The sequence below is a fragment of the Micromonospora sp. NPDC049175 genome, from assembly GCF_043197345.1.
Lineage (GTDB): Bacteria > Actinomycetota > Actinomycetes > Mycobacteriales > Micromonosporaceae > Micromonospora.
Window position 1 is genome coordinate 603,688 of sequence record NZ_JBICSY010000002.1, and the last position, 24,715, is coordinate 628,402.

20 protein-coding genes are annotated in these 24,715 nt (G+C 72.1%); 7 read left to right on the forward strand and 13 right to left on the reverse strand.

The window, feature by feature from the left end; genetic code table 11:
* Window positions 1–109: 109 nt before the first annotated feature.
* A complete protein-coding gene (locus tag ACGFH8_RS09715) occupies window positions 110–604 on the forward strand; it encodes a sigma-70 family RNA polymerase sigma factor (protein ID WP_393367050.1) in 495 nt (164 codons plus the stop codon).
* Entirely contained in the window at window positions 601–1,317 is a 717-nt protein-coding gene (locus ACGFH8_RS09720; RefSeq protein ID WP_393365622.1) for an anti-sigma factor family protein, read from the forward strand. Before ACGFH8_RS09715 ends, ACGFH8_RS09720 begins: the two co-directional genes overlap by 4 nt.
* Here ACGFH8_RS09720 and rarD read toward each other — a convergent pair.
* The 4 genes from rarD to eccE all read right to left on the reverse strand — a co-directional run bounded on the left by rarD (window position 1,302) and on the right by eccE (window position 5,298).
* A complete protein-coding gene (gene rarD, locus ACGFH8_RS09725) occupies window positions 1,302–2,309 on the reverse strand; it encodes an EamA family transporter RarD (RefSeq protein ID WP_393365624.1) in 1,008 nt (335 codons plus the stop codon). The genes ACGFH8_RS09720 and rarD overlap by 16 nt on opposite strands.
* The gene (locus tag ACGFH8_RS09730; protein WP_393365626.1) at window positions 2,306–2,803 is read right to left on the reverse strand and encodes a GNAT family N-acetyltransferase; all 498 of its coding nucleotides are present in this window, start codon (window positions 2,801–2,803) and stop codon (window positions 2,306–2,308) included. The genes rarD and ACGFH8_RS09730 overlap by 4 nt, the downstream gene beginning before the upstream one ends.
* 115 nt (window positions 2,804–2,918) lie before the next feature.
* Entirely contained in the window at window positions 2,919–3,305 is a 387-nt protein-coding gene (locus ACGFH8_RS09735; RefSeq protein WP_355027384.1) for a phage holin family protein, read from the reverse strand.
* 61 nt (window positions 3,306–3,366) lie between these two features.
* Window positions 3,367–5,298, reverse strand: a complete 1,932-nt coding sequence (eccE, locus tag ACGFH8_RS09740; protein ID WP_393365628.1) for a type VII secretion protein EccE — start codon at window positions 5,296–5,298, stop codon at window positions 3,367–3,369.
* Between the two features lie 291 nt (window positions 5,299–5,589).
* On the opposite strand from eccE, the gene ACGFH8_RS09745 reads away from it, so the two are divergent.
* Together ACGFH8_RS09745 and ACGFH8_RS09750 are read left to right on the forward strand one after the other, a co-directional pair.
* The gene (locus ACGFH8_RS09745) at window positions 5,590–5,910 is read left to right on the forward strand and encodes a WXG100 family type VII secretion target (protein WP_393365630.1); all 321 of its coding nucleotides are present in this window, start codon (window positions 5,590–5,592) and stop codon (window positions 5,908–5,910) included.
* Window positions 5,911–5,932: 22 nt separating this feature from the next.
* Complete coding sequence (locus ACGFH8_RS09750) at window positions 5,933–6,226, forward strand: WXG100 family type VII secretion target (protein WP_393365632.1); 294 nt, start codon at window positions 5,933–5,935, stop codon at window positions 6,224–6,226.
* Between the two features lie 118 nt (window positions 6,227–6,344).
* Here ACGFH8_RS09750 and mycP read toward each other — a convergent pair whose 3' ends face one another.
* Window positions 6,345–7,568, reverse strand: a complete 1,224-nt coding sequence (mycP, locus tag ACGFH8_RS09755; protein ID WP_393365634.1) for a type VII secretion-associated serine protease mycosin — start codon at window positions 7,566–7,568, stop codon at window positions 6,345–6,347.
* Window positions 7,569–7,720: 152 nt separating this feature from the next.
* Here mycP and ACGFH8_RS09760 point away from each other — a divergent pair, with 152 nt between their 5' ends.
* The gene (locus ACGFH8_RS09760) at window positions 7,721–10,840 is read left to right on the forward strand and encodes an SseB family protein (RefSeq protein ID WP_393365636.1); all 3,120 of its coding nucleotides are present in this window, start codon (window positions 7,721–7,723) and stop codon (window positions 10,838–10,840) included.
* Complete coding sequence (locus tag ACGFH8_RS09765) at window positions 10,837–11,202, forward strand: hypothetical protein (RefSeq protein ID WP_393365638.1); 366 nt, start codon at window positions 10,837–10,839, stop codon at window positions 11,200–11,202. Before ACGFH8_RS09760 ends, ACGFH8_RS09765 begins: the two co-directional genes overlap by 4 nt.
* A 4-nt stretch (window positions 11,203–11,206) precedes the next feature.
* Here the strand turns inward: ACGFH8_RS09765 and ACGFH8_RS09770 are convergent, their stop codons facing one another.
* The 5 genes from ACGFH8_RS09770 to acs all read right to left on the reverse strand — a co-directional run bounded on the left by ACGFH8_RS09770 (window position 11,207) and on the right by acs (window position 20,700).
* The gene (locus ACGFH8_RS09770; protein ID WP_393365639.1) at window positions 11,207–12,139 is read right to left on the reverse strand and encodes an alpha/beta fold hydrolase; all 933 of its coding nucleotides are present in this window, start codon (window positions 12,137–12,139) and stop codon (window positions 11,207–11,209) included.
* A 97-nt stretch (window positions 12,140–12,236) separates the two neighbouring features.
* The gene (locus ACGFH8_RS09775) at window positions 12,237–12,767 is read right to left on the reverse strand and encodes a hypothetical protein (protein WP_393365641.1); all 531 of its coding nucleotides are present in this window, start codon (window positions 12,765–12,767) and stop codon (window positions 12,237–12,239) included.
* A 110-nt stretch (window positions 12,768–12,877) separates the two neighbouring features.
* On the reverse strand, window positions 12,878–15,328 hold the full coding sequence (locus ACGFH8_RS09780) for an immune inhibitor A domain-containing protein (RefSeq protein WP_393367052.1): 2,451 nt from the start codon (window positions 15,326–15,328) through the stop codon (window positions 12,878–12,880).
* A gap of 343 nt (window positions 15,329–15,671) precedes the next feature.
* Window positions 15,672–18,467, reverse strand: coding sequence for an immune inhibitor A domain-containing protein (locus ACGFH8_RS09785; protein WP_393365643.1), 2,796 nt, complete (start codon window positions 18,465–18,467; stop codon window positions 15,672–15,674).
* A 268-nt stretch (window positions 18,468–18,735) separates the two neighbouring features.
* Entirely contained in the window at window positions 18,736–20,700 is a 1,965-nt protein-coding gene (gene acs, locus ACGFH8_RS09790; protein ID WP_393365645.1) for an acetate--CoA ligase, read from the reverse strand.
* A gap of 333 nt (window positions 20,701–21,033) precedes the next feature.
* Between acs and ACGFH8_RS09795 the strand changes: the two genes are divergently transcribed.
* Window positions 21,034–21,780 (forward strand): oxidoreductase, encoded by a 747-nt coding sequence (locus ACGFH8_RS09795; RefSeq protein ID WP_393365646.1) that lies wholly within the window; start codon window positions 21,034–21,036, stop codon window positions 21,778–21,780.
* A gap of 7 nt (window positions 21,781–21,787) precedes the next feature.
* Here the strand turns inward: ACGFH8_RS09795 and ACGFH8_RS09800 are convergent, their stop codons facing one another.
* Genes ACGFH8_RS09800 through ACGFH8_RS09810 form a run of 3 tightly spaced genes read right to left on the reverse strand, consistent with a single transcriptional unit; the run spans window position 21,788 to window position 24,590 of the window.
* Entirely contained in the window at window positions 21,788–22,420 is a 633-nt protein-coding gene (locus ACGFH8_RS09800) for a TetR/AcrR family transcriptional regulator (protein ID WP_393365648.1), read from the reverse strand.
* Window positions 22,315–23,679, reverse strand: a complete 1,365-nt coding sequence (locus ACGFH8_RS09805) for a methyltransferase (protein WP_393365650.1) — start codon at window positions 23,677–23,679, stop codon at window positions 22,315–22,317. The genes ACGFH8_RS09800 and ACGFH8_RS09805 overlap by 106 nt, the downstream gene beginning before the upstream one ends.
* Window positions 23,676–24,590 carry a hypothetical protein gene (locus ACGFH8_RS09810; protein WP_393365652.1) on the reverse strand — a complete coding sequence of 305 codons (915 nt, stop codon included), beginning with the start codon at window positions 24,588–24,590 and terminating at the stop codon, window positions 23,676–23,678. Before ACGFH8_RS09810 ends, ACGFH8_RS09805 begins: the two co-directional genes overlap by 4 nt.
* Between the last annotated feature and the right edge of the window lie 125 nt (window positions 24,591–24,715).

The window sequence follows — 24,715 nt, forward strand, 5'->3', positions numbered from 1 at the left end:
TGACCTCGGGCTGAACCGATCGGCGTGACCGCACGTATTCCCGAGCGAACGCAACGCCGGACGCGCGCCGGAAGCGAGGGAGACCGCCATCAGCGACCACGACGCCCAACTGCTGCGCGCGCTGCACGACGAGCACGCGGAGGCGCTGTACGCGCATGCCCTGCGGCTTGTCAACGGCGACCGGCAGCGAGCCGAGGACCTCGTGCAGGAGACGCTGCTGCGGGCCTGGCGACATCCGGAGTCGCTCGACCCGCAGCGCGGTTCGGTGCGGTCCTGGCTCTTCACCACCGCCCGCAACCTGGCCATCGACGCCTGGCGGCGGCGTTCCACGCGGGTCGGTGAGGTCTTCACCGACGACGTTCCCGAACCGCCAGAGGTGATCGACGAGGCCGAGCGGGCGGTGGAGGCGTGGACCGTCGCCGAGGCGCTCAACCGGCTCAGCCCGACCCACCGGGAAGTGCTTGTCGAGTGCTTCTACCAGGGACGGTCGGTGGCCGAGGCGGCATCCCGACTCGGCGTGCCACCGGGGACCGTGAAGTCCCGCACCCACTACGCGCTGCGGTCCCTACGGTTGGTCCTGGCTGAGATGGGAGTGACGGGATGACCCGGTGCGAGTTCGCGCACGACGATGGCGCGTACGTGCTGGGTGCCCTGGCCCCCGCCGAGCGGGCGGCCTACGAGCGGCACCTTGGCGGCTGCGCGTCCTGCCGGGAGGCGGTCGCCGAGATCGCCGTCCTGCCCGGGTTGCTCGGGCGGCTCGACCCGGTGGGGTTGGAGCAGATCCTGCCGCCACCGGCCCCGCCCCGGGTGCCCGCGTTGCTGGAGGAGGCCCGGCGTCGCCGGCGTCGGGAGCGCGCCACGGACCGGCGACGCTACGCGTTGACCACCCTGGCCGCCGCCGGGCTGGCCCTGCTCGTCGGTGTGGGCACCGCCGTGGTGCTGCCCCGCCCCGCCCCGCCGGGACCGCCGGTCGCCCAGGGCAGCACGCCGGCGCCGCAGGTGTCGATGGTCGCGATGCGTCCGGTGGCCAGCACCGGGCCGGTGCACGCCGACATCGGGCTTCTCGGCACCAAGTGGGGCACGCAGGTGACCATGCGCTGCGGGTACGACGCGCGGACGAGCTACGGCAAGGCGTACCCGTTCCGGCTCGTGGCGCGCGGTCCGAGTGGCGCCAGCGAACAGATCGGCTCCTGGCTGGCCGCGCCGGGAGACGACCTCCAGTTCACGGGTGCCACCAGGTTCACCGATGCCGAGCTGATAAGCGTGGAACTCCAGAAGGCCGACGGCACGCCCCTGCTCACCTACGCGGTCCCCTGACCAGCCCACCCCTCTCCTCGGCGATCTTGCACTTTCTGTCCTTCCACAAGGGGCATCGCGGACGTCTCGACAACCGAAACTGCAAGATCGCGGGGGAGGGTGTCGGCGCTGGCGCGGGTGCGGCGGGAGGATTGGACCGCGTCGGCGGTGAAGACGATCAGGGCCAGCCAGACCAGTGCGAAACCGGCTAGGCGGGCTGGCGGCATCGGCTCGTGGAAGATCAGCACGCCGCAGCCGAGCTGGAGGATCGGCGCCACATACTGGATCATGCCGAGACCGCTCAGGGGCAGCCGGTTGGTCGCCCCGGCGAACAGGAGCAGCGGGATCGCCGTGGCCGCGCCGGCCAGCACCAGCAGCGCGGTGTGCCCGGCCGAGACGTGGCCGAACGTGGACTGTGCGCGGCTGGTGAGCCAGGCCAGGTAACCCAAGGCCGGCAGCGCGAGCACCGCCGACTCGACGAAGAGACCCTCCGCCGGCGGCAGCCCGAGCCGCTTCTTGACCAGGCCGTAGCCGCCGAAACTGAACGCCAGCGTCAGTGCCAACCAGGGCAGCCGGCCGTAGTCCACGGTGAGCACCACGACCGCCGACGCGCCGATTCCCAGCGCCAACCACTGTGCCGGGCGTAGCCGCTCCCGCAGCACGGTCACCCCGAGCAGCACCACGACCAGCGGATTGATGAAGTAGCCGAGCGCGGTCTCGACCACCCGGTCGGAGTTGACCCCGTAGATGTAGGTGCCCCAGTTGACGGCGATCAACGCGGCGGCGGCGACGATCCCGGCCATCGCCCAGGGGCGTCGCACCAGCGCCCGCAGGAAGCCGATGTTGCGCAGCGCCGCCAGCAGCAGGGCCACGAAGACCACCGACCAGACGACCCGGTGGGCCAGGACCTCCAGCGGCCCGGCGGGCCGCAGCAGCTTGAAGTAGAGCGGAAAGAAGCCCCAGAGCAGGTACGCGCCGAAGCCGTAGAGGTATCCCAGGCGGAGTGGCGTCACCCCTCCACCGTAAGGGGCGTACTGTCGCTTTGCTCCTTTCCGGTGACGGGGGTCACCGGCGTGCGCCGGTCGAGCTGCATCCACCGCTCCGGCACGTCCAGCGGCGTGAAGCCCGCCCGCGCGTACACCTCGTGCGCGTCCTTCGTGATCAGCAGGATCCGGCGTACGCCGAGGTCGTCCAGGTGGTCGCGGATCGCGCCGGCCATCCAGCCGCCCAACCCGCGGGCGCGGGCGGCGCGGTCGACGTACACGTCGCAGAGCCACGCGAAGGTGGCGCCATCGGTGACCACCCGGGCAACCGCCACCTGCTGGCCGTCCTCGGGTCGGTAGACGCCGAACGGCAGCGAGCCGGCGAACGCCCGTGCCGTGGTCTCCCGGTCCCGACCGAGCGCCCAGTACGCGTCGGTGGACAACCAGAGATGCACGCGGGCCAGATCAAGTCGGTCGGGGTCGGTGCTGAGCAGGTAACCATCGGTGCGAGTCAACGAGAACACGCATCGACGCTAGCCGCCGGGATGGGCGGCCAGACCGGCCAATTCCCAGATCCTGGTCATTGGCCGGCCGTGGTCGCAGCCCTCGGGGCGCGGATCGGTGCTGGCCCGTGGACTGTCAGTCCCGGTCGAGGACGGCGCCGAGGATCCAGGTCACGATGCTCACGAACAGCGCGCCGAGCACCGCGGCCGGCCAGAAACCGTCCACCGTGAACGGCAGCCCGGCCTGGTCGGCGATCCAACTGGTGAGCAGGAACAGCAGCCCGTTCACCACGAGCGCGATGAGACCCAGGGTCAGCAGGTAGAAGCCACACCCGACGGTCTTGATGACCGGCTGGAGGACCGCGTTGACCACGCCGAAGATCACCGCCACCAGGAGCAGCGTGGTGACCGTCTCGACGGCGGAGTCCGACTCCAGCGAGATGCCCGGGATGAGAAGTGTGGCCAGCCAGAATGCCAGCGCTGTGCTGGCCAGCCGAATCAGCAGACCTTTCAGAAAACCCATGGCGGGGATCGTGCCACGGACCTCGCACCGGCGTAACCCGCCAGTTGACCATGCGGGCGGATCAGCCGCGCCCCGGCCGACCGATCAGCTGCGCCTCGATCGGCGTGGGGGAGAGCAGTGCCCAGCGCAGCGCCCGCCGGTTGACCACGGCGATCATGTCGTCCCGGATCCGGGTCAGCCACTCGGCCGAGCCGCCCAGCCCCAGGGCGGCGCCGGCCAGCGCGGCCTCGCCGTCGTCGAGCGGCTGCAGCAAAGCGAGATCGGCCCGGCTCAACGCGTCGACGTCGGCCGGGGTCAACTCGTCCCGTACGACGAGCGTGGCCCGCCACGGCGGACCCGGCTCGGCCTCGGCCGGCACCGGCCCGGCATCGACGACAAGCAGCAACGGACGCAGGGCGGACCCCACCCCGTCGGCGATCTGTCGACCGGGTGGGAGCAGCGGAATCGTCCCACCCGGCGCGCCCACTCCCCGGACGAACGGCTCCCAGGCGCGTGGCCGTGCGGTCTGCACCACCACCAGCGCGCCGAGTGCCAGTGCGCGCAGCGTCACCAACTGGGCCGCCCGCACCCCGCCGACCAGCAGCACCCGGGTGCTCTCCGGCCGGAAGAGCCGCACGGTGACGGCCCTGCCGTGCCGGTTCGTGCCGAGCATCATCCCCGCGTCGCCCAGGGTCAGCTCCCAGTCGTCCATCGCGATGCGTGTCCGCGCCCCGGGTGCGGTGAGCGCCAGCGGCAGCGTGGCGGCCAGTCCGGGCAGGTGTGCGCCGTCGAGGCGTCGCAGCTCCCCGCCCAGGTCGGTCACCAGACGATGCAGCGCCCCGGTGGCCGCGGTCAGCTCGGTCGCCGTCGTGGCGGCCAGCCGCACGGTCAGCTCGGTCGGCGCCGGGCCCGTGCCGGTGCTCGGTAGCGGTCCCGCGGTGATCGACACTGTCGTCGCGGTCGCCGGCAGCGCGAGCAGCCGGGGCACCAGCCGCAACCCACCCGTGCTGCCCGCCTCCGGCCACCGGACCAGCCGGAAGGTGGCCTGCACCAGGGTGCCGCAGCGCAGTGCCGGCCAGGACTCCCGCACCGGCTGGCCGTCGTGGTGGGCCAACTCGGCCAGGACGCGCAGGGCCGCCGGTACGCCGAGCGGTCGCGCGGTCAGCGATCCGAGCCGGCGGACGACGCGCCGTACCGTGCCGGCGAGCACCCGGCGCAGGTCTTCCTCCGACCACCCGTCCACCCGCAGCACCCGGATCGCCACCACCGCCCGCTCCCGTCCGCCGAGCCGCCCGTCGGTGAGCTGCCGGTACGACGTGCCGGCCGTGCCGCCGGCGGCCGGCACCGGTGCCGGCGCACCGGCGAGCAGCAGTTGCACCCGCAGCGGGGGCACGTCCGGACCGGCCGGGGGCAGCAACGCGGCGGGCGTGGGGATCGCCCGGGACACGTCGCCCAGCAGGTCGCCGGGGTCGCCGAGTTCCAGGAGCGCCACCATGCCCGCCGTGTCCTCCAGGACGGCGGCCGGGCCGCCGGTCAGCTCCGTCGCGCGGACGACGGTGCCGGGAGCGACCAGGTCGAGCAGTTCGGCCGCTCCGGCCGGACCGGCGAGCGCCCGACGGCGGGTCAGGTGCCCGACCGCCGTGCCCAGCCACTCGAAGAGCCACCGGCCCCGGAACCGGGCCCCGGCGACCGCCAGCAGCAGTACGGCCACCAGCGCGGCCGCGACGACGACGGGTGCGGGCCGGCCCAGGGCGGTGAGGACGAGCGCCGCCGCGACCTGCGCGGTGACCAGCTGACCAGCCCGTACGCCGGCGCCGCTCCGCCGACCGGACCAGGCCCGGTGATCCAGGGATGACCGGCGACGGAGCGCGCGCGGACCGGTGGGGTCCGGGCCGACCTCGGCGGGTCGACCCGACCTGGCCCGCTCACCCGGCCCGACCGCTTGCGGGGCGGCGCTCGGCCCGGACCCGACCGGGATCGCCGGGTGCGGTCCTCCGGTGGTGATCGCCGGCACCGTGCCTCCTCGACCAGTGGGGGACCGTGTCGGGCGGCCCGCCCGCCCTCCGGCGGCCCGTCACGCGCCGCGACGTGGCTGCGGCACATCGTAAGCGACCGATGGCTCACGCGGTTGTCCACAGGGGAGACGAAGGGGGTAGCAGAACCGCAACGAGGCCGCTACCGTCAGCCACGAAGTCATCGCTGACCCGCGTCTCAGTGCTCGACGACCGGGCCAAGCGAACGACGCGTTCACAGGGCGGGCGCGTCGACGGCCAAGGCGCGATCAGGGAGACGAGGTGACGTCCGGGTGTCCCAGACCCAGGCAGAAGCCGCGGTGATGCAGCAGACCGCCGCGAAGTTCGAGCAGGTAGACCAGTCGTTGCAGACCATGCTGACCGGCCTGCTGGCCGAGCTGCAGGTGTTGCAGCAGGCCTGGCGCGGTGCTGGCGGCCGGTCGTTCGAGCAGGTCAAGCAGCAGTGGTCACAGGACCAGGCGGCGCTGCACCGGGCGCTGCGGGAGACCGCCGGGGCGATCCGCACCGCCGGCCGACAGTACGACGCCTCCGACGACGAGGTGGCCAGCCGGGTTGCCGGCACCAATCGCGGCGGCATCCAGCTGCCGCTCTGATCCCACTGGGGAGGGAAATCCGATGGACCATGGTGTGCTGGTCGTCAACTTCGCCGCGCTTCAGCAGGCCGGCGGCGACATCCAGAAGGCGCTGAACACGCTCGACTCCCAGCTGGGTCAACTCGAACGAGACGCCGCCCCGCTGGTGGCGAGTTGGACCGGCGAGGCCCGTGAGGCCTACGAGCAGCGGCAGGCGCGGTGGCGGTCCGCCTCGCAGGATCTCCAGGCGATGCTGCGGGACATCAAGGTGGCGGTGCACGACTCGGCCACCGACTACCTGGACACCGAGAAGAAGAACACCGGGCTGTTCCAGTGAACGCGGTGGGTCGGGAGCGCTGACCGTGTCCCGGTCAGCCGCCCGGCCGCCGCAGGTCGGCGGTCCAGGTGGTCGACTGTCGCAGGTTGTCGGCGGTCCGGGTGGTCGACTGTCGGGATCAGGCCGGGTCGGCCGGGCGCCAGCGTCGCCGGGCACCCCGGGGCACCACCAGGGCGAGCAGCGCCACGGTGGCCGCCATCGTGCCGACCGCCGCGCCGACCAGCAGGGCGCGCTTCTGCGCCCTCGCCCGGCGGGCCTGGCGGGCCAGCAGTGCCGGATCGGCCCGGTCGTCGGCGAGCACGGCGACCGGTCGAGGGTCGGCCGCGCGGCTGCCGCTGGTCTCGGTGACCGCCCGGTACGGGTTCAGCACGCCGGCCCCGTACCCGCCGCCGTGGCCCGCGTCGGGAGCCGGATCCGCGGTGGCGATGATCCGTTCCGCGACCTGGGCGGCGGTCAACTCGGGCCGATACTCGCGCAGCAACGCGGCGGTGGCGGCCACGAACGGCGCGGCGTAGCTGGTGCCCTCGACCTGATGATGGCCCGACCCGGGGGCGGCGGTCAGCACCGCGCTGCCCGGTGCGACCAGGTCGACGTACGCGCCGGTCTGCGAAAAGGTGGCCCGTGCGCCGTCCGCGCCGATCGCTCCCACGCCGAGCACCCCGTCGTAGGCGGCGGGAAACGGTCGGGGATTCCCGCTGTCGCGCAGGTTGCCGGCGGCGGCCACCAGCACCACGTCCCGGTCGACCGCGTACCGCACTGCCGAACGGACTTCCGGGTCGTCCGCGTACAACACGACCGACAGGTTCACCACGTCGGCGTCGTGGTCGACGGCCCACCGGATGGCCTGGGCGAACTCGGCGACGCTGACCGTACGCCCCGACTCGCGTCCCTGCACCACCTGCTGCTCGCTCACCCGCACCGGCATGATCCGGGCACCCGGCGCCAGGCCACGGAAGGCGACTCCGGGTTGGGGTCCCGCCGCGATGATGCTCGCCACACCGGTGCCGTGCCCGGCGCAGTCCCGACTGCCGTCACCGCCGAGGTCGAGCAGGTCGGTGCCGGCCAGCACGCGCCCGGCCAGCTGGGGGTGCGCCCGGTCCACCCCCGAGTCGACAACCGCGACGGTCACCCCGGCGCCGGTGGCCAACGACGCGAGCCGGGTCGGGTCGTACCGTTGCTGTGGCCACGGGGTGGCCGGGACCGGCCGGACCGGGGCGAGTGGCCTCGCGCACGCCGGTGCCGTCCGGAGCCTGGCGGTGGCGGTGGTGCTCGGGAGGACCGGTACGGTCAGCAGGCTTGCGGCCAGGCCTGCGAGGACCGGGCGCGTGATCGATCGGGACATCGACAGCCTCCGTATCGTGTCGGCTCCGGGACGGGATGTTATCGCCTCACCCACGCCCCGGTTGGCCGCCGACGGTCAGCCATTGTGATCTTGATACCACCTTGTAGGTTGTACGCGATACCTGTGGCCTGTTCTCGGAAGGGGAGGTGGCCGTGACCGCATGGGAGCCGGCCACGGAGGCCGAGGTGGCGATGCGCGACGCGCTGCGCGCCAACGACCAGGAGCTCTACTTCCGACTCCTGTCCCGCACCGATCTGTTGCTGCCGGTCTCCGCGCCTGCGCAGCCCGGCCAGGCGCCACCCGGCTGGGGCACCTGGACCACAGGTGGCCGGACGCATGTGCTGGCCTTCACGTCCGCCGCCGCACTGCGGGTCTGCCTCGGTGAGCACTCCGGCACCAACCGACGCGTTCCCTTCGCCGACCTCGCGGTCGGCTGGCCCAACCAGGAGTGGTGGCTCGCCGTCAACCCGGGTCTGCCGGTCGAGGGATATCTGCCGGCCTGGTTCGTGGCCCAACTCTCCCGGGGCGACGTGCGCCTGCCCGGCCGCGCCCTGGGTGCCCGCGCTCGGCTGGAGCGGGCCGAGTCCCTGGCCCGCACCCGCACCGGCACGCCCGGTCGGGACGCCGCGCCGGCCGCCGGATCGCCTCCCCCGACGGGTGCGACGCCGGCTGGCCCCGCCCCGGTCCCGCCCGCCCCGACCGCGCCCGCCCCGATCCCGCCGCGGAGGGCCGCGTGGGGTCCAGCACCCCGGTCGACCGGCGCCCCGTCGGTGCCCGCCCCGTCGGTGCCCGCCCCCTCAGTGCCCGCCCCCTCAGTGCCCGCCCCCTCAGTGCCCGCCCCGTCGGTGCCTGCCCCCTCAGTGCCTGCCCCGTCGGTGCCTGCCCCCTCAGTGCCTGCCCCGTCGGTGCCCGGCCCGCCGATGCCCGGTCCGGCGTCGCGCACGCCCGGCCCCGTTGGGCCGTCCCGCCGGCCCGGGGAGGAAGACCTGCCCGCCGCCGGTCAGCGGTACCCGAGCGACGCGCCCCAACCCGGCGCGCCGGCCAGCGGCGGCCTGCCCCGCAGCGGCCGGCCGTCCCGGTTCACGCCGTTGGCGCCCGCCGACCGTCCCGGTGTCGGGCCGACCGATGCCCCCGGACCGGGCGTGGGCTGGCCAGCAGCGAATCGGCCGAGCGAGGCCGACGGCCCGGCGGCGGGTAACGGCAGCGGCGGTCCCCAGGCCGCTCGGCGTTCCTTCTTCGAACCCACCACCTCCCGGGAACGGGCGTCCGACCCGCCGCCGGGCGGTGGGCGCTCCGCCGACCGGGCGGCCCCACCGACCCGATTCGGCCGCGGCAGCCAACCCTTCCCGCGCCGCCGTCCGGCCGACGCGCCGGCCGAGGAGGCCGCGACCCGGGCCTTTCCGATGACTGACCCGGACGCCACCCGGCCGCTGCGGCCGCCGGCCGGCGGTCTCGGCACTTCCCGAGGGGTACGCGCACCGGCACCCGGCGAGGAGATCACCCAGCCGCTGCCACCGCGCCGACCCGACCCGGTGGCCGAGGAGCCGACCCGCGCCTTTCGGGTGACCGGTGAGCCACCGCTGACCCGGGCGCCGCAGCGGCCCAGCCCGTCGGCGGACCGGACCCAGGCGATCCCGCACGACCGGCCGAGCCGATTCGGGCTGGCGGAGGAGTTGTCGGCGTCCGTCGCGGAACCGGTCTCCGGCCCGCCCGCGCCGCGCCGCGGCTTCACGCCCATCGTCATCGAGGGCACCATCATCGAGTCCCGCGATCTCACCGACCCGGTCGAGACCAGCGGCCCGTTCGACGCGGCCCGGCAGCCCCGCCCCGCCGAGGCCGCCCCGCGACCGTTCGACCCCGCGCCCTCCGGTCCAGACCTGTTCAGCCCGTCGTCCTCCAACCCCAGCCCGTCCGGTCCCGCGTCGTCCGACCCCGGTCCGAGCCCGTCGGCGCCGGCCGCCGGCGGGCCGGTGGACGCCGGCCACGCCGCAGGCGGCCCGAGCGGTGCCGGCACGGGCGGCGGGCTCACCGCTGACCGCGCTGGCGACCCGATCACTGGCGGGCTCAGCAGTGACCGCGATGGCGTCCCGGTCAGTGGCGGGCTCAGCAGTGACCGCGATGGCGTCCCGGTCAGTGGCGGGCTCAGCAGTGACCGCGATGGCGTCCCGGTCAGTGGCGGTCGCACCGACGGCGACGGCTCGTCGGCAGGTGTGACCGGCGCGGACCGGGTCGGCAGCGGCGAGAGCGCGACCGCGGACGGCGATGGGCTGCCGTCGCCCGTCGACGAACCGGCCCCGGTCGAGTTCGAGCCGGCCAACACCGTCGAGGAAGACCTTCTCGGTGCCGCGGGCGCCGGCAGCACTGACACGTTCCTGTCCACCCTGCTGCTGGCCCGGGTGCTGCTACCGGCGGCCCCGGATTCGCTGCCGGGCAGCCGTCCCGGTGATCCGGGCTTCGTCTGGCGGACGGCGCAGCTCGACGGCGAGACGTACGTGGTGGTCTACACGTCACCGAAGCGTCTCGCCGACCACGTCGAGGGCGACGTAGTCACCGTCGGTGTGAAGTTCGCCCAACTGATCCGGCGGTGGCCGGACGAGGACTGGTCGTTCGCCGTCAACCCGGGCACGCCGGTCGGCGCGAAGCTGCCCGGTGAGCAGATCGTCGCGTTGGCCAACTGGGCCGCCGAGGTGGGGCTCGGTGACGACCTGGAGGTGGACCCGGAGGAGGCGCCGGCCGTGGCGGAGCCCACCGCCCGCCCCCGGTACGCCCCGGCGGTGGTCGACCCGACCCGGCCGACGGTGATGCAGAAGGCGGTCGCGCCCAGCCAACTCGCCTACTACCTGGACCGCGGGTACGACCGGGTCTCCGGCTTCGTGCACCGGGCCGGTGAGCTGGCCCACCTGACCACGCCCGCGCAGGTGCACGACGCGCTCGGCCTCAGCTACCCCGGTTCGCCGTTCGCCCGCGACGCCGAGGAGATCTACGTGTTGCGCTGGCCGGCGCACCGGCCGAGCCTCTACCGGATCCCCTACGGCGGTCAGAACGAGCCCGCGATGCGGGCCATGGAGGGTTGGGTCATCGAGCGTCCCCCGTTCCGGGGCAACGGGTTCGCCCCGGGCGAGAGCAGCGACGTGGTGGCGGAGTTCAAGGTGGACAGCGCGCGCCTCCCGCACGGCGCACAGCTGTGGCGGATCGGCGCGGACGGCACCGAGCGGGTGATCGCCGAGTTGGATACCGACACGGTGGTCTGGCGACGGGTCGGTGAGGCGTGATGCGCGACGGTTACGTGGCCCGGTGGCAGGGCCGGGAATACCAGGCCAGCCCGGATGGTGACAACATCCGCCTCTACCAACGCGAGCCGGGCGAGGGCTTCGAGGAGGTCCGCGCGGGCCGGTACGTCCGGGTGCTTCGGGCGAACGAGATCGAGGACCTGGCGTACGTGCGAACCACCTGCACCTGGCAGGGGCAGCCGTTCATCGTGCTCGGCGAGCACGACGCCTGGTTGCGGGTGGAATACACGGGTGGCCGCTGGCCGGTGGCCGAGGCGATGCGGCTGGAGGTCTTCGACTTCGGCGTCTACCAGGGTTGGGCACCGGCGTCCGAGGTCACCGACCTGCGGGAGCAGCGGGTCTGAGCGGTCAGCTCTTCGCCCAGCGCAGGATTTCGCCGAGCACCAACTCCGGTGCCTCCAGGTGCGGAAAGTGCCCCACCCCGTCGAGCAGCCGCCACTCGTACGGGGCGACGACGTAGCGGCCGGAGCCCAGGGCGGTACGGGGCAGGGAGGCGGGGTCCAGCGCGCCGTGCAGTTGCAGGGTCGGGGTGGCCAACGGCTTCTGCATGAGGCGTACGAACCGGTAGCCGTGCAGCCGCAGCAGCGAGCGGAACGCCCAGCGGTAGCCCTCCAGCGCGCAGAACGCCGCCTGCGGGATGCACATCGCCTCCCGGCACCGCTCGGCGTACGCCTCGAAGTCCGGCCCGGCGACCCAGCGTGGCCCGCCCCAGCGGCGCAGGATCTCCGCGACCGCCGCCGCGCCGTCGCGGGTCAGCACGTGCTCGTAGCGGGGTAGTTGGAACTTCAGCGCGGGGGTGGACGCGGCGAACTGACCCCGTGGGTCGGCGAAGATGCCGGCGCGCAGTCGCAGCGGGTGTGGCGCCCCCAACACCACGAGCCGGCGGACCAGGGGTGGGTGGAAGGAGGCCACCGTCCAGCCCACCATGCCGCCGACGCCACTGCCGACGATCGTCGCCGAGCGTTCGCCGAGCGCCCGGATCAAACCGGCGATGTCGGCGGCGAGGGTGTAGCCGTCGTACCCCCGGGGTGGTTTGTCGCTGGCGCCGTAGCCGCGCAGGTCGACGGCGACCGCCCGGAAGCCGGCGTCGGCGACCGCCGGCAGCATCTGGTGCCACGCCCACCAGTGCTCCGGGAAGCCGTGCAGGAAGAGCACCATCGGGCCGGTGCCGGCCTCGACCACATGGAACCGGGTGCCGTTGGCGCCGACGAAGCGGTGCGTCCACGGCCCCTCGGTGAGGACACAGGACTCGTCGACGACTCCGCCGCGCTGGTCGGTCATGGCAGACAGCCTAGGACCCGGTTGCCGCAGCACACCCTGGTGGTCGCGTTGAACAGGGAGAAGCCCGGGTTGTCCCCTACCGGAACGAGGGTTCGGGTCAGCGGGCGACGATGCTGGCGCGTAACCCCGGCCCGCAGCCGGCGTCGGACGGGCGCATGACGATCCGTAGCGAGACGAAGCTGCCCTCGGTCAGGGTGCCGTAACCGACGCCGTGCAGGGCGTACTCGATGCCGTCCTCGGAGACGAGCCCGTAGCAGGGGCCGCGCCCGCCGCGGGTGATGTGGCCGGAGACCAGCGCGGAGGCCCGCAGGTCGGTCGGGCCTGTCGGCTTGGGTGGCTTCGGCAGGGCGGGGACCGTCGGCGGGACCGTACGCGACAGTGGTGGCGCGGTGGTGCGGCCGGGCGGGGACGCGGGGACGGCCGGGCTGGTGCCGGCCGACGTCGGGGCGCCGGACGCCGGGGCGGTGGTGTCGGCGGCCGAGGTTGTGCTGCCGGACGCCGGGGCGGTGCTGCCGGCGGCTGGGGCGGTGGTGTCGGTGCGTTGCGGTCCGGCGCACGCGCTCAGAGGCAGCAGGACGAGCGCGGCGAGACCGGCAGCCGCCCGGGTGAGGCACGGGGCAAGGGGCACGGTGGTGGGACGTTCCGGCAGGTCGGCTGGTTCCCGGTGCCGACTGGACAAAGGGCGGCGCCCGGGCAGACAAGCTGCCCGGGCGCCGCTGGGTGGTGCGGGATCGTCGGTCAGAAGATCCGGATCTTCATCGAGGTGCCGGCCTGCTCCAGAACCTTGATCTTGACACCGGTTGCCGGGAGCTTGACGCCGTGGTTCGGCAGCTCGTCGTAGAAGTACTTCTTGGTGTCGTCGAACAGGGGCTGGGCAGCCTCACCGCGGATGTACTGCGGCTGGCTGTTGAGACGCAGGGTGAACGAGTCGGCCTTCTTGAGGCTGAACGGCGCGTCGTAGACCTGGATCCGGGCCCGCCACGGAGCACCGGACAGGTTGTAGATCGGCTCCGGGTGCGCGTCGATGTACAGGTTGCGACCCTCACCCGGGTGACCACCCGGGTTGGCCTCGGACGCCGGCGCGGTGTTGTTGTCCGACCAGCGGGTGTTCCAGTACGAGATGAGCAGGCCCTCCTGGTACGCGTAGTGGTCCACCCAGTCGGGGCGGGTGTTCGCGTAGCCGAAGAAGTACGGGCCGGTCTTCAGGTACTTGTCGTACGAGACGTACGACCGGTTGCCGGCGATGTAGAAGTTGTCGAACAGCCGGGTGTAGGTCGCACCGACCACCTGGAAGTCCTCCAGGGCCCAGCCGGCGTCGGTCTCGGCGCCGTCGCTGAACACGGTCTGACCGTCGGCGGTCACGGTGATCGCGTCACCGAAGAAACCACCCTCGGAGACACCACCGTCGGTGACGTAGTGCAGGCGAACCTGCGCCGCCTTGCCGGCGACCGCGGTCAGCGGGATGTTGATGTCGGCCCAGGTGCCCTTGCTGCTGCCGGACAGGGCCGGGCGGCCGGCGCCGTCGACGCCGATCGGCTGACCGTTGACCGTGCCGTTCAGATCGATCCAGCTCTGGCCGCCATCGGTCGACGCCTCGAAGTAGAGGTAGTCGTAGTTGGCTTCGATGCTGTACTTGCCCTTGAGCGACAGCGCCGCGGAGGACTTGCCGGTGAGGTCGAACGTCCTCGTCATCGAGCTGTCGAGGTTGTCCTCGTTACCGGAGAAATACTGTTTGGCGCCTTCGACAGGTGCGCCGTAGTTGAAGGTGTATTCCCGCTGGGGCAGCACCACCACGGCGGCCTGCGCCTTGTCCGAGTTGTATTCCTGTGGACCGAGGTCCAGCTTCTTGTCCTGGCCCGCGACGAACACCTTGTAGTCGAGCCAGCCGAGCTGGAGCTTGTTCCACGCGCCGAGGTCGCCGCCCCGGTCGCCGATGGCCGGGTCGTTCTTGGCGCCGAGCCGGCTCTGGGCCATCAGGGTCCAGTGCTCGTTGTTGTTGTCCGCGGGTCCGTAGTCGTCCGGCAGGCCCAGGTCGTGGCCGTACTCGTGGTAGAAGACGCTGCGGCCGCCGTTTTCCGGCTGGATCGTGTAGTCGCGGATCCAGACGCCGGTGTTGCCGATCTGGGTGCCGCCGATCGGGAAGTTCGGCGGGCCGACCGGCGAGCTGTTGAACGCCGACCAGCGGTGGCTCCAGATGGCGTCCTCACCCTGCTGCGGGTCACCGTCGGCCTGGTCGCCGCCGGAGTGGACGATCTGGAAGTGGTCGATGTAACCATCGGACTCGTTGAAGTCGCCGTCACCGTCGTAGTCGAACCGGTCCCACTGGTCGAAGGACCGCATCTCCTCGGCGATCTGCGCGTCCGTCTTGCCCTTGGCCTTCTGGTCGACGACCCACTGGTTGGCGGCGTCGCGGACCAGCGCCCAGGTGTTCGAGCAGACGTTGTCGGCGCAGACGGCCGGGTCGTCGCGCGGGTCCACCGGCTGGCCGGGCTCCGGGTCCGGGATCGGGTCGTCGGAGCGCCCGTAGCGGGCCTCGTTGTACCGGACCTTGACCCAGTCGGTCACCTCACCGTCGACGGTGTAGCGACCCGAGGACTGCGCCTCGTAGTACTGCTTGAGCGACTCGTCGCCCGGATTGGTGCCGAAGTAGACCTGGCGGTAGTGCTCCGGGCTGAAGTCCGGCTGCCAGATGGTGGAGTTGTCCACGGCCCGGTTGGGCTCGGGGATCTTGTTGTGCAGCGGCCCCTGGAACGTCGTCGGCCCGGCGATGTTCGGGTCGGTGTCCTTGTCCGGGTAGGACGGGTGCCGCTCGTCACCGAACTCGGCCAGGATCACGAAGATCTTGTCGGTCCGCTCCCGCTCAAGCTCGACGTACTGGTCCTGGGTGGCCTGAGCGCCAGCGGCGGACCGGGCGTTGCCCTTGGTGGCGGCCTTGCCGACCTCGCCGACCTTGACGACAGTGCTGCCGTTGCGCTCGATCGGCTTGCTACGACCGCTCAGCACGTCGCTGAGACCCTGCTCGCGCAGGGCGCGGCGCTTCTCCTCGAGCGTGTCGGGGAGCTCATCCTTCAGTGCCTGCGGTTCGGCAGCGGCGGGTGCTGCTACCGGCAGTTTGGGCTGAGGCGCCGCCGAGGCGGACGGGCCGAAAGCCAGGCCTGTCGCCGTCAGTGAGAGCCCGAGCAGACCCACTGCGACTTTGCGCACGTGGTACCTCCGGTGTGAGGGAACCGGCCCCACGGGGGTGCGGGCCGGTGGGAGATCGATCCCACGAGCGGGACCATTGGTGAACATAGTTACTGCTGGGACGGGTGGGAAGATGAACGCGTCGATTTGTTGCAAGATTTTGTGGGGAATGCTTTCCACCGTCACATCTCGGGCGCATCGTCAGCCACGGTGACCAGCGGGCGGACCGGCCACCCCGGTTTGCAACGACACATCTCGATAGATGTGATCAATGTACGACAGTGGGGCCGGAGGCGTTTCCGCCACCGGCCCCACCAACCACTGTTATCGGCTAACGCTCAGCAGAGCGTCACTTCTTCACCGGGGTGACGAAGATCGTCGCGGACGAGTTGTCCTTCGCGGCCTTCTTGATGGTGAGCGACACGCCGTAGTTCACGCCCGCGTCACCGGGGTTGCCGGTGCCCAGCACGATCGCGCCGCCGCCCAGGGTCACGCCGTAGAACTCCGGCGCCGGGCTGCCGTCCGGGTGGGTGACCCGGGTGGTGTACGGCGCGTTGTTCCGCGACGGCACGACCACCGAGGCGTCGTTGTCCCGCGCGTACGGAGACCCGTCGCGCATCTCGATGCCCGGGTACCAGGTCTTGGCGTCGGTGAAGGACTTCACCGGCGCCTGCGCCTTGAACTTGGTGCAGTACGCGCTGTACGGCTCGTCCGCCGCCTCCAGGCACTCCGTGAAGGGGTACGTCTTCTGGAGCGTGAACGCGGCGTTCGCCGACTGCGGGCGGCTGGGCAGGTTGTCCGTCACCGACGGGTCCTTCTCGGCCGCCACGCCCGTGCGGCGGTACGGGTCGAAGTGCGAGTCGACGATGAGCAGCCCGCCCTTCGCGCCGTAGCTGGGCAGGGAGGTCATCTGCCCGGTGACGTGGTTGACGTCGCCGAGCGCGCTGTCCCGGTACCACACCAGCATGCCCGGCGCGTTGTACGAGATCCGGTCGACCTTCCACGCCTCGTGCGAGTAGATCGTGTCGTACGCGTACTTCAGGCCCTTGTCGAAGCCGTCGAAGTTGCGCCACTCGGCCAGGTAGAACTGCGCGTGCACCTCGGTGCCGCTGGAGACCTTCCAGCCGCCGCCGTTGGTGTCGACGAAGGTGCCGCCGGTGGCCGTCCAGCCGTTGGCGCCGCCCTCGACGTCGTCGCTCCACGTGGTGGCGCCGCCGCCGGTCACCGAGAAGTCGTCGACGAACCAGTTGCGCTCCTCGAACGCCTCGTCGGTGGCCTGGCGCAGACGCAGCTGCACGGTGGTCCCCGCGTACGCCGACAGGTCGACGTAGTCGTGGCGCCAGCCGTCGGTGCTGCCGGTCAGGCCGTACTTCTTGCCGCCGAAGTCGTTCATCCGGCCGTTCGGGTCCGGGTAGCCGTCGGGAGTGGTGACGACAGTGCCGCCCTCGTCGTACACCTTCTGCTCGGTCCAGGACGCGCCACCGTCGGTCGACAGCTCGACGAAGCCGTAGTCCCAGTCCTCCTCGATGATGTAGTTGTTCCACATCCAGAACTTCGCGTCCGCCGCGGCGGGCACGTCGACCGAGCGGCTCAGCTTGACGTCGGCCCAGCTCTGGTCGTTGTTGCTGTGCCACATCTTCGTGCCGCTGTGCGGCGTGGCAAGCGTCGTCACCTTGTCCGGCAGGTCGACCTTGATGCCGTCCTCGGAGTCGATGGGCGTACGTGAGGTCTGCCCGAGCTTCACCTCACGCGGGTTCGATCCGGGGCGGATGGTCAGCGGGTCGGCCCAGCCGAGCACCCACTTGTCCCAGATGCCCATGTGCGTGGGCAGCGCCTGGAAGATCTCGCCGGAGTGCGAGCCGGACGCCATCAGGTCCCAGAAGTCCACGTCGGAGTCGGCGTTGCCGGACGTGTCGTAGAGGTCCGGAAGGCCCAGGTCGTGGCCGAACTCGTGGGCGAAGACACCGACGCCGGCGTCCTCCGGCTGCACGATGTAGTTCGACGCCTTGAGGTTGGTGCCCGGGATCGTGTAACCACCGGCGACCGTGGAGGAGTGCGCCCAGACGGCGTACACGCCCTCGGCGCCACCGCCACGGGACTTGCCCTGGCCGGCGTGCACCAGCACGAGGTGGTCGATCACGCCGTCCGGCTCGAAGACGTTGCCGTCACCGTCGCGGTCGGCCTGGTCCTCGATGTCGTAGTCGGCCCACGGGAAGGTCGGGTCCTTCGCGACGAGCGCGTCGATCGCGTCGGTCGCCAGGCGGCCCGCGCCGGCCGGGTTGTCCGGGTGGCCGTTCATCGACTGCTCACGGCCGGGAACCCAGGCGCCGGTCTCGTCCTGGAAGCAGCGGTTGGCCGCGTACCAGCCCTCGGAGTGCGGCACGGTGATCCAGGGGCTGGACTGCCCCTCCACCGTGTACGCGTTCTTGGACATCTCCAGGTACATGTTGTGCATGGTGCGACCGGACAGGTCGATGCCCTTCTTGCCGTCCGGGCCCTTCAGGTCCTTGCGGACCCGCTCGGTGATGCCCTGCTTGCTGTAGAGCATCTTGTTGTAGTGCGACGGCGAGAAGTCCGGCACCCACATCGAGTTGTTGTCCTCGTGGGGCAGCCGCGACGGGTCCGGGATCTTGTTGTGCTTCGGCCCGTTCTGCACGGTGCCGGGCACGCAGGTGCGGTCCTCGAACACCGTCTTCGGGACCATCACGTCGGTGAAGTCGTCGTTGGCCTTGTCGTTGAACTCGACAAGCAGCGTCAACAGCTTCGCCGTCTGCGTGGTCGGCGCCTTCTTGAACTTGCGGGGGTTCTGGCCGGTCTTCAGCGACTTGGCCTCGTCCTTGGCCAGTTGCCGGGCGGTCACCGGGTTGCCCCGAGCGTGCTTCTGGTCGAACTCGCGCGCGGACTCCACGGCAGGGGTGTAGACGCCACCCTTGCCCTTCACCTCGCGGCCTGTGGTGTCCGGCTGCACCTCGGGCTCGGCGTAGTTGATGTAGTGCTCATCCGCGCCGATCACCGCCTGAGGCGTCGGGGACGACGACTGGGCCGCCGCGCTGCCCGTCACGGTCAGTGACGTGGCCGCGAGGGCGATGGCGGGCAACGCGACGAGTAGTCGTCGTCGCGCCCCGGACTGCGGTTTGTGGTTCATGCCGCTCCATTTCTCGGGCATGGGGAGGAGGAGGTGGAGTCGTCCGACCATCGATGTGACGAGTGTCGAATTCTTCCAACCTGCGTGAACCTAAATCACAACCGGCCGAAAGGACAGCGGGGGCCCACCGTCTGTGGCCGTTTAGCCGCTATCGGGTCAGCCGACCGACCGATGTGACAGCGGCGGGACGCTGCGGGCCGTACCCGTAAGAAATGACGGAGGGTGGCGGTCCGCACGGACCGCCACCCTCCGCTGTGTACACCTGCCGTCAGTCCTCGTCGGACTTGGCTCCGCTCATCCCCGAGGAGATCAGCTCCATCACCGACGAGTCCTGCAACGTGGTCACGTCACCGAGCGACCGGTTCTCCGCGACATCGCGCAGCAACCGGCGCATGATCTTGCCCGAGCGGGTCTTCGGCAACTCCGCCACCAGCATGATCTGCCGCGGCTTGGCGATCGGCCCGAGCGTCTTCGACACGTGGTTGCGCAGCTCGGCGATGAGCTGCTCACCCGCGTCGCCAGCGATGTCGGTGCTGCCGCGCGGGATGGCGAACGCGACGATGGCCTGCCCGGTGGTCGGGTCGGTCGCGCCCACCACCGCCGCCTCGGCCACCGACGGGTGCGACACGAGCGCCGACTCCACCTCGGTGGTCGAGATGTTGTGACCGGACACCAGCATCACGTCGTCGACCCGGCCGAGCAGCCAGATGTGCCCGTCGTCGTCCTTCTTGGCCCCGTCGCCGGCGAAGTACATGCCCTCGAACCGGCTCCAGTATGTCTCGATGAACCTGTTGTCGTCACCCCAGATGGTGCGCAGCATCGACGGCCACGGCTCGCGCAGCACCAGGTAACCGCCGCCACCGTTCGGCACCGACTGGCCCTGGTCGTCCACCACGTCGGCCACGATGCCCGGCAGCGGGGCCATCGCCGACCCGGGCTTGGTCGCGGTCACCCCCGGCAACGGGGAGATCATGATCGCGCCCGTCTCGGTCTGCCACCAGGTGTCGACGATGGGCAGCGCTCCGCCACCGATGAACTCCCTGTACCACATCCAGGCCTCGGGGTTGATCGGCTCGCCGACGCTGCCGAGCAGCCGCAGCGACGACAGGTCGTGGCCGGCGGGGATGTCCTCGCCCCACTTCATCATCGTGCGGATCAGCGTCGGAGCGGTGTACAGGATGCTGACCTTGTACTTCTCGACGATGTCCCAGAACCGGCCCTTGTGCGGGGTGTCCGGGGTGCCCTCGTACATCACCTGGGTGGCGCCGTTGGAGAGCGGGCCGTACACGATGTAGGAGTGCCCGGTGACCCAGCCGATGTCGGCGGTGCACCAGTAGACGTCCGTCTCCGGCTTGAGGTCGAAGACCGCGTGCGTCGTGTACGACGCCTGGGTGAGGTAGCCGCCGGTGGTGTGCAGGATGCCCTTCGGGCGGGCCGTGGTGCCGCTTGTGTAGAGGATGAACAGCGGGTGCTCGGCGTCGAACGGCTGCGCGGTGTGCTCGGCCGACGCGGTCTCCACCGTCTCGTGCCACCAGTGGTCCTTCGCCGACCACGCCACGTCCTCGCCGGTGCGGCGGACCACGAGCACGTGCTCCACCGACGGGCAGCTCGCCACCGCCTCGTCCACGGTCGGCTTCAGCGCCGACGGCTTGCCCCGCCGGTAGCCGCCATCCGCGGTGATCACCACCTTGGCGCTGGCGTCCTGGATCCGGTTGCTCAGCGAGTCGGCGGAGAAGCCGCCGAAGACCACGCTGTGCGCCGCGCCGATCCGGGCGCAGGCCAGCATCGCGACCGCCGCCTCCGGGATCATCGGCAGGTAGATCGCCACCCGGTCGCCGGCCGTGACACCCAGCTCGGTGAGCGTGTTCGCCGCCCGGCAGGTCAGCTCGTGCAGGTCGGCGTACGTGATGGTCCGGGTGTCGCCCGGCTCGCCCTCCCAGTGGATGGCGACCTTGTCGCCCCGGCCCGCCTCGACGTGCCGGTCCAGGCAGTTGTACGCCACGTTGAGCTGCCCACCGACGAACCACTTCGCGAACGGCGGGTTCGACCAGTCGAGTACCTCGTCCCACTTCTTCGACCAGGCCAGTCGGTCGGCCTGCTTCGCCCAGAACGCGAGGCGATCGGTCTCGGCCTCCGCGTACGCGTCAACCGTGACATTGGCGTGCGCGGCGAGTTCGGCCGGCGGGGGGAACTGGCGCGTCTCGTTCAGCAGATTGGCCAATGCCTCGCTCATGCCGTGACTCCTTCGTCCTCGGGTGACCTGCGTCTCGCTGGGCACGAGGGTAGTCCCGGGCCCTGCGGCAGGCGACCGCTGCCCGCCGCGTCGCGCCGAGCGGCCCTCACCACGCGCCCGACGGACCGGGTCGCCGCCAGTGGCACCTTGATCGACACGGGTTCCTTGAAATCGCGGTGTCCAGGCCAGGGGGACACCCCGACTTCAAGGAACCCGTGTTGACCTTGCCCGCGACGGGTGTCGGCCCGAACGGGGGCGCCTGGGCGGGTGGTGCGGGTCGCGCTGCGGCCGGGTGCGACCCGCCTGGCCGGGCCGGGTCGCTAGCGTGGCGGGGTGACCACCGACCCGCTCGCACCCCTGCTCGCGCTCGCCGACATCGCCGCCGCCGTCGAGCAGGCCCGCGAGCGGTTCGACCAGGCGCTCGGGCACCGTGCGCTGCGCCGGCACGGCGGGCAGGTCGCCGCCGAGGTGAGCCTGCGCTCGGCGGTGGCCAGCGCCGCCCTCGAAGGCGCCGTGCACGACCGCGAGGCGGTCCGCGCCGGCACCGTCACCGACCCGTTGCTGCAGGGGGCGCTGCGGGTCGCCGGGGCGCTGCCCGGCCTCAGTGAGCTCTGGCCGAAGGCCCCGCGACAGGCACTCGCGAAACTGCACGTGCTCGCCGCCCGCGACCTGGTGTCGGAGGCCGAGTTGGGCCGGCCGGTTGCCGATCCGGTGGTCGCCGCCCGACTGGACGGGCTGGCCGGGCTGGTCGCCGGCGGCAGCACTGTCTCACCGCTGGTGCTCGCCGCCGTCGTCCACGGTGAGTTGCTGAACCTGCGCCCGTTCGCCGGGCCGTCCGGCGTGGTGGCCCGTGGCGCCGCGCGGCTGGTGCTGCTTGCCAGCGGCCTCGACCCGCGCGGGCTGCTCGCCGTCGACGTCGGGCACCGGGAGCGGGAACCCGAGTACGTCGGCTCGGCCGGCGCCTTCGCCACCGGCACGCCGGACGGTCTGCGCTCCTGGCTGCGCCACTACCTGGCGGCGGTCGAGGTCGGCGCCGACCAGCTCACCGCCATCGGCGACGAGATCCTCGCCGCCGCCTGAGTGGCTGTCACTCCCGCCGTACCGCGCGGTTGACCTTGGCTTGCAGCGCTCGGCGGGCGATCGGCCCGAGGTCATCGACGATCTCCAGCAGCAGCGCGAGCTGGTCGAGCGCGGCCAACGCCTGGTCGGCGCCCGCCCGGTCCACCCCCTCGTAGAGTTCCAGCCCGATGAACGCGGCCGACACCGCGCGGGCCAGCCCGGGCACGTCGGCCACCTCGGCGAACGGTGACCCGGCGAGCAGCCTGCGCAGGACCGCCTCGATCTCGTCCACCCAGAGCTGGAGCGCCGCGGCCGTCGGCGCGGCCATCCGCTGGTCCGCCTGTGCCCCGGCCAGCATCTGGGCCAGGAAGCTGACGTTGCCGAGTTGGCGTTCCTCGTCGTGCAACGCCCGCCCGACGGCGAGCAGATCCCGCAGCGAGCCGGCCGAGGCCAACCGTGCCGACCAGTGCCGGACCCGCTCGGCCGTGCCGGTCCGGCAGGCCGCCGCGAGCAGGTCGTCGACGGTGCCGAAGTGGTAGAAGACGAGCGCCTGGTTCACCCCGGCGGCGGCCGCGATGGTACGGGCGGAGACGCCGGCGATGCCGTGCTCCCGGATGGCGGCGATGGTGCCGTCGAGGAGGCGTTGTTTGGTGTCGGACATGGCTCTCCTCGCGGGCGGGCCGGGTGCGGCGGTGCGATCATCGCATCGGTGACCAGTTGGGCGAGCCAGGCGACCCCGGGCAGTCGTAGGGTCCAGCCCAGCACCGCCCAGCCGAGGTGGACGTGTTCGAGTCCGCGGGCGACGGCGGCCACCCCCCGTTCCACGTGACCGTCGCCGCCCACGTACTCCGCCCGCCACAGCACGTGCTCGTGCTCCCGAGCGGGCCGGATCCGCAGCCCGACCGGGTGCCGGCGGGCCAGCATCCGCCAGGTGGCCGCGCAGGGCCCGCAGTCGTCGTCCAGCCAGAGCACCGCCGGTGGCCCGGCCCAGCACGGCCGCCAGCGGGGCCACCAGTCGCGCACCTGCTCCCGGTACGACCGCCAGGAGTCGCCGTACCGCGCCCGTAGATCGTGGTGCTCGTGCGGCCCGGCCACCGCCGCCCCGAACGCTCCCGTCGACAGCGCCGTGAGGGCCAGGGTGACGCTCCGGGTGGCCACGGCGGTGCACAGCAGCACCACCACCGCGCTGAGCTGCATCGGGTTGGCCAGGTAGGCGTACGGGCCGGTGGTGACCAGACGACGCGGCGGGTCCCACGGGTACGGCGTGCCACCGCCCCGGGCGGCGAACTCGGCGACGGCAGCCAACGCCGGCGTGGCGGCCAGCAGGGCCAGTTGCGCCACCACCAGCAGCCCGGTGCGGTTCAGCCCGGTCAGCCCCGCCCACGACCCGTCGCCGAACTCGAAGGCCAGGGTCGGCACGAACCAGAGCAGCAGGGCGGCGAACACGCCGACCTGGAGGAGCGTCCGCGTGCCCAGGTGCCGGCGGTCGGCGCAGAATCGACCGAGCAGTTGGGCGGGTAGGGCCACCACGAGCAGCCCGACCACCTCCCCGACGAGCCAGTGCGGCCCGAGGCGGACCAGCGGGTGCATTGCCGGCATCGCGACCGCGTCGACCCAGAGCAGCAGACCCAGCGCGACCGGCAGCGGCAGCACCCGGCGCAGCAGCACCGGCAGCGGACCCCAGAGGACGGCCCAGCCGATCCACAGGTCCACCGGCATCCCCCGGAACGCGCCGTCGACAGGCGTGAACGCGTACCACCCGGTCCGGCGGGCGACCTCGTGCAGCGCGGCGATGCCGATCCCGGCGGCCACGAACGCCAACAGCCCCGCGGCCCGGGAGGCCCGGTCCCGCACCCGGCCACCGACGGCGAGCACGGCGACAAGCGGCAGCGCCAGGCTCAGCCAGCGGGCGACTGTCACTCCAACGCCAGCATGTCGAGCAGGTGCCCGGCCCCGGCGCCGAGCAGCACCTGCTGCACCGGCCCGAAGTACCAGGACGGGTCCAGGCCCCGGGCGTAGTCGACCCGGACCCGGACCTCGGTGTGCCCCGGATCGATCGCCCGCCAGCTCAGCTCCGCGTGCCGCCAGGTGAACCAGCGCGCGGTGATGGAGCTGTCCTCGACGAAGCGGAAGCCGATCCGCCCCGGTGCGACGTCGTCCACCTCGGCGAGCAGGTGGCCCCCCGGACCGTGCGCGCTGCCGTGGTAGCCGAACATCCACCTGTCGCCGAGGCTGAGCCCGTCGCCACTGACCTGCCCCGGTGTGGGTACGCCCAGCAGCCGCAGCGGCGCGGAACGGACGGCGGTCGGGCGGGGGCCGGCGGCGAGGTGCTCGGCCACCCGGTCGACGGGGAGCCCGACGACCCTGGTCACCTCGACCGTCTGCTCGGGGTCGACCCGGCCGGCGATGCCGCTGCCCTCCAGACCGGGCAGGAGCAGCAGCGGCACGGCCGCGAACACGTACGGCCGATTGGCTTTCCGGAGGGCGTGGATCAGCGCGGTGGTGCCGTGCGCCACGGCGTAGACGAGCGGGGCGGCCAGGACGACGCAGATCGCGCCCTCGTGCAGCAGCACCCCCGCCAGCAGCAGGGCCATCGTGGTGGCCGTGAAGACCCTGCCGTGGGTCGTCTGGCGGGGGGTGAGCGCGAGGGCGGCGGCCAGCAGCACCGGGAGCGCCACGAAGAGCGCGGCGCTGTCGGCCCGGCCCTGATTGACCACCCCGACGAAGACGACCAGCCCGAAGAGCGTGATCAGGCCGGCCAGCACCCAGTTGGCGGCCGTCCGCTCGGCCGGCTGTTCCTCGTCGTCATGCGGCTGTTCCTCGTGGACCATGTGTGACCTCCCCGTTTGAGCGACCGCTCAAACGGAGCATACGACTGTTTGAGCGATCGCTCAAACGGGTTGTCGGCACGAGTGGGCACGGTGCGGGTGACGAGGGCGGCACCCACCGTCACGTC

Bases quoted from the DNA above. Each gene is read 5' to 3' on its own strand.
- mycP (WP_393365634.1), bottom strand. From the start codon at position 7,568: ATGTCCCGATCGATCACGCGCCCGGTCCTCGCAGGCCTGGCCGCAAGC.
- ACGFH8_RS09735 (WP_355027384.1), bottom strand. From the start codon at position 3,305: ATGGGTTTTCTGAAAGGTCTGCTGATTCGGCTGGCCAGCACAGCGCTG.
- ACGFH8_RS09750 (WP_393365632.1), top strand. From the start codon at position 5,933: ATGGACCATGGTGTGCTGGTCGTCAACTTCGCCGCGCTTCAGCAGGCC.
- ACGFH8_RS09770 (WP_393365639.1), bottom strand. From the start codon at position 12,139: ATGACCGACCAGCGCGGCGGAGTCGTCGACGAGTCCTGTGTCCTCACC.
- ACGFH8_RS09785 (WP_393365643.1), bottom strand. From the start codon at position 18,467: ATGAACCACAAACCGCAGTCCGGGGCGCGACGACGACTACTCGTCGCG.
- acs (WP_393365645.1), bottom strand. From the start codon at position 20,700: ATGAGCGAGGCATTGGCCAATCTGCTGAACGAGACGCGCCAGTTCCCC.
- ACGFH8_RS09800 (WP_393365648.1), bottom strand. From the start codon at position 22,420: ATGTCCGACACCAAACAACGCCTCCTCGACGGCACCATCGCCGCCATC.
- ACGFH8_RS09810 (WP_393365652.1), bottom strand. From the start codon at position 24,590: ATGGTCCACGAGGAACAGCCGCATGACGACGAGGAACAGCCGGCCGAG.
- ACGFH8_RS09720 (WP_393365622.1), top strand. From the start codon at position 601: ATGACCCGGTGCGAGTTCGCGCACGACGATGGCGCGTACGTGCTGGGT.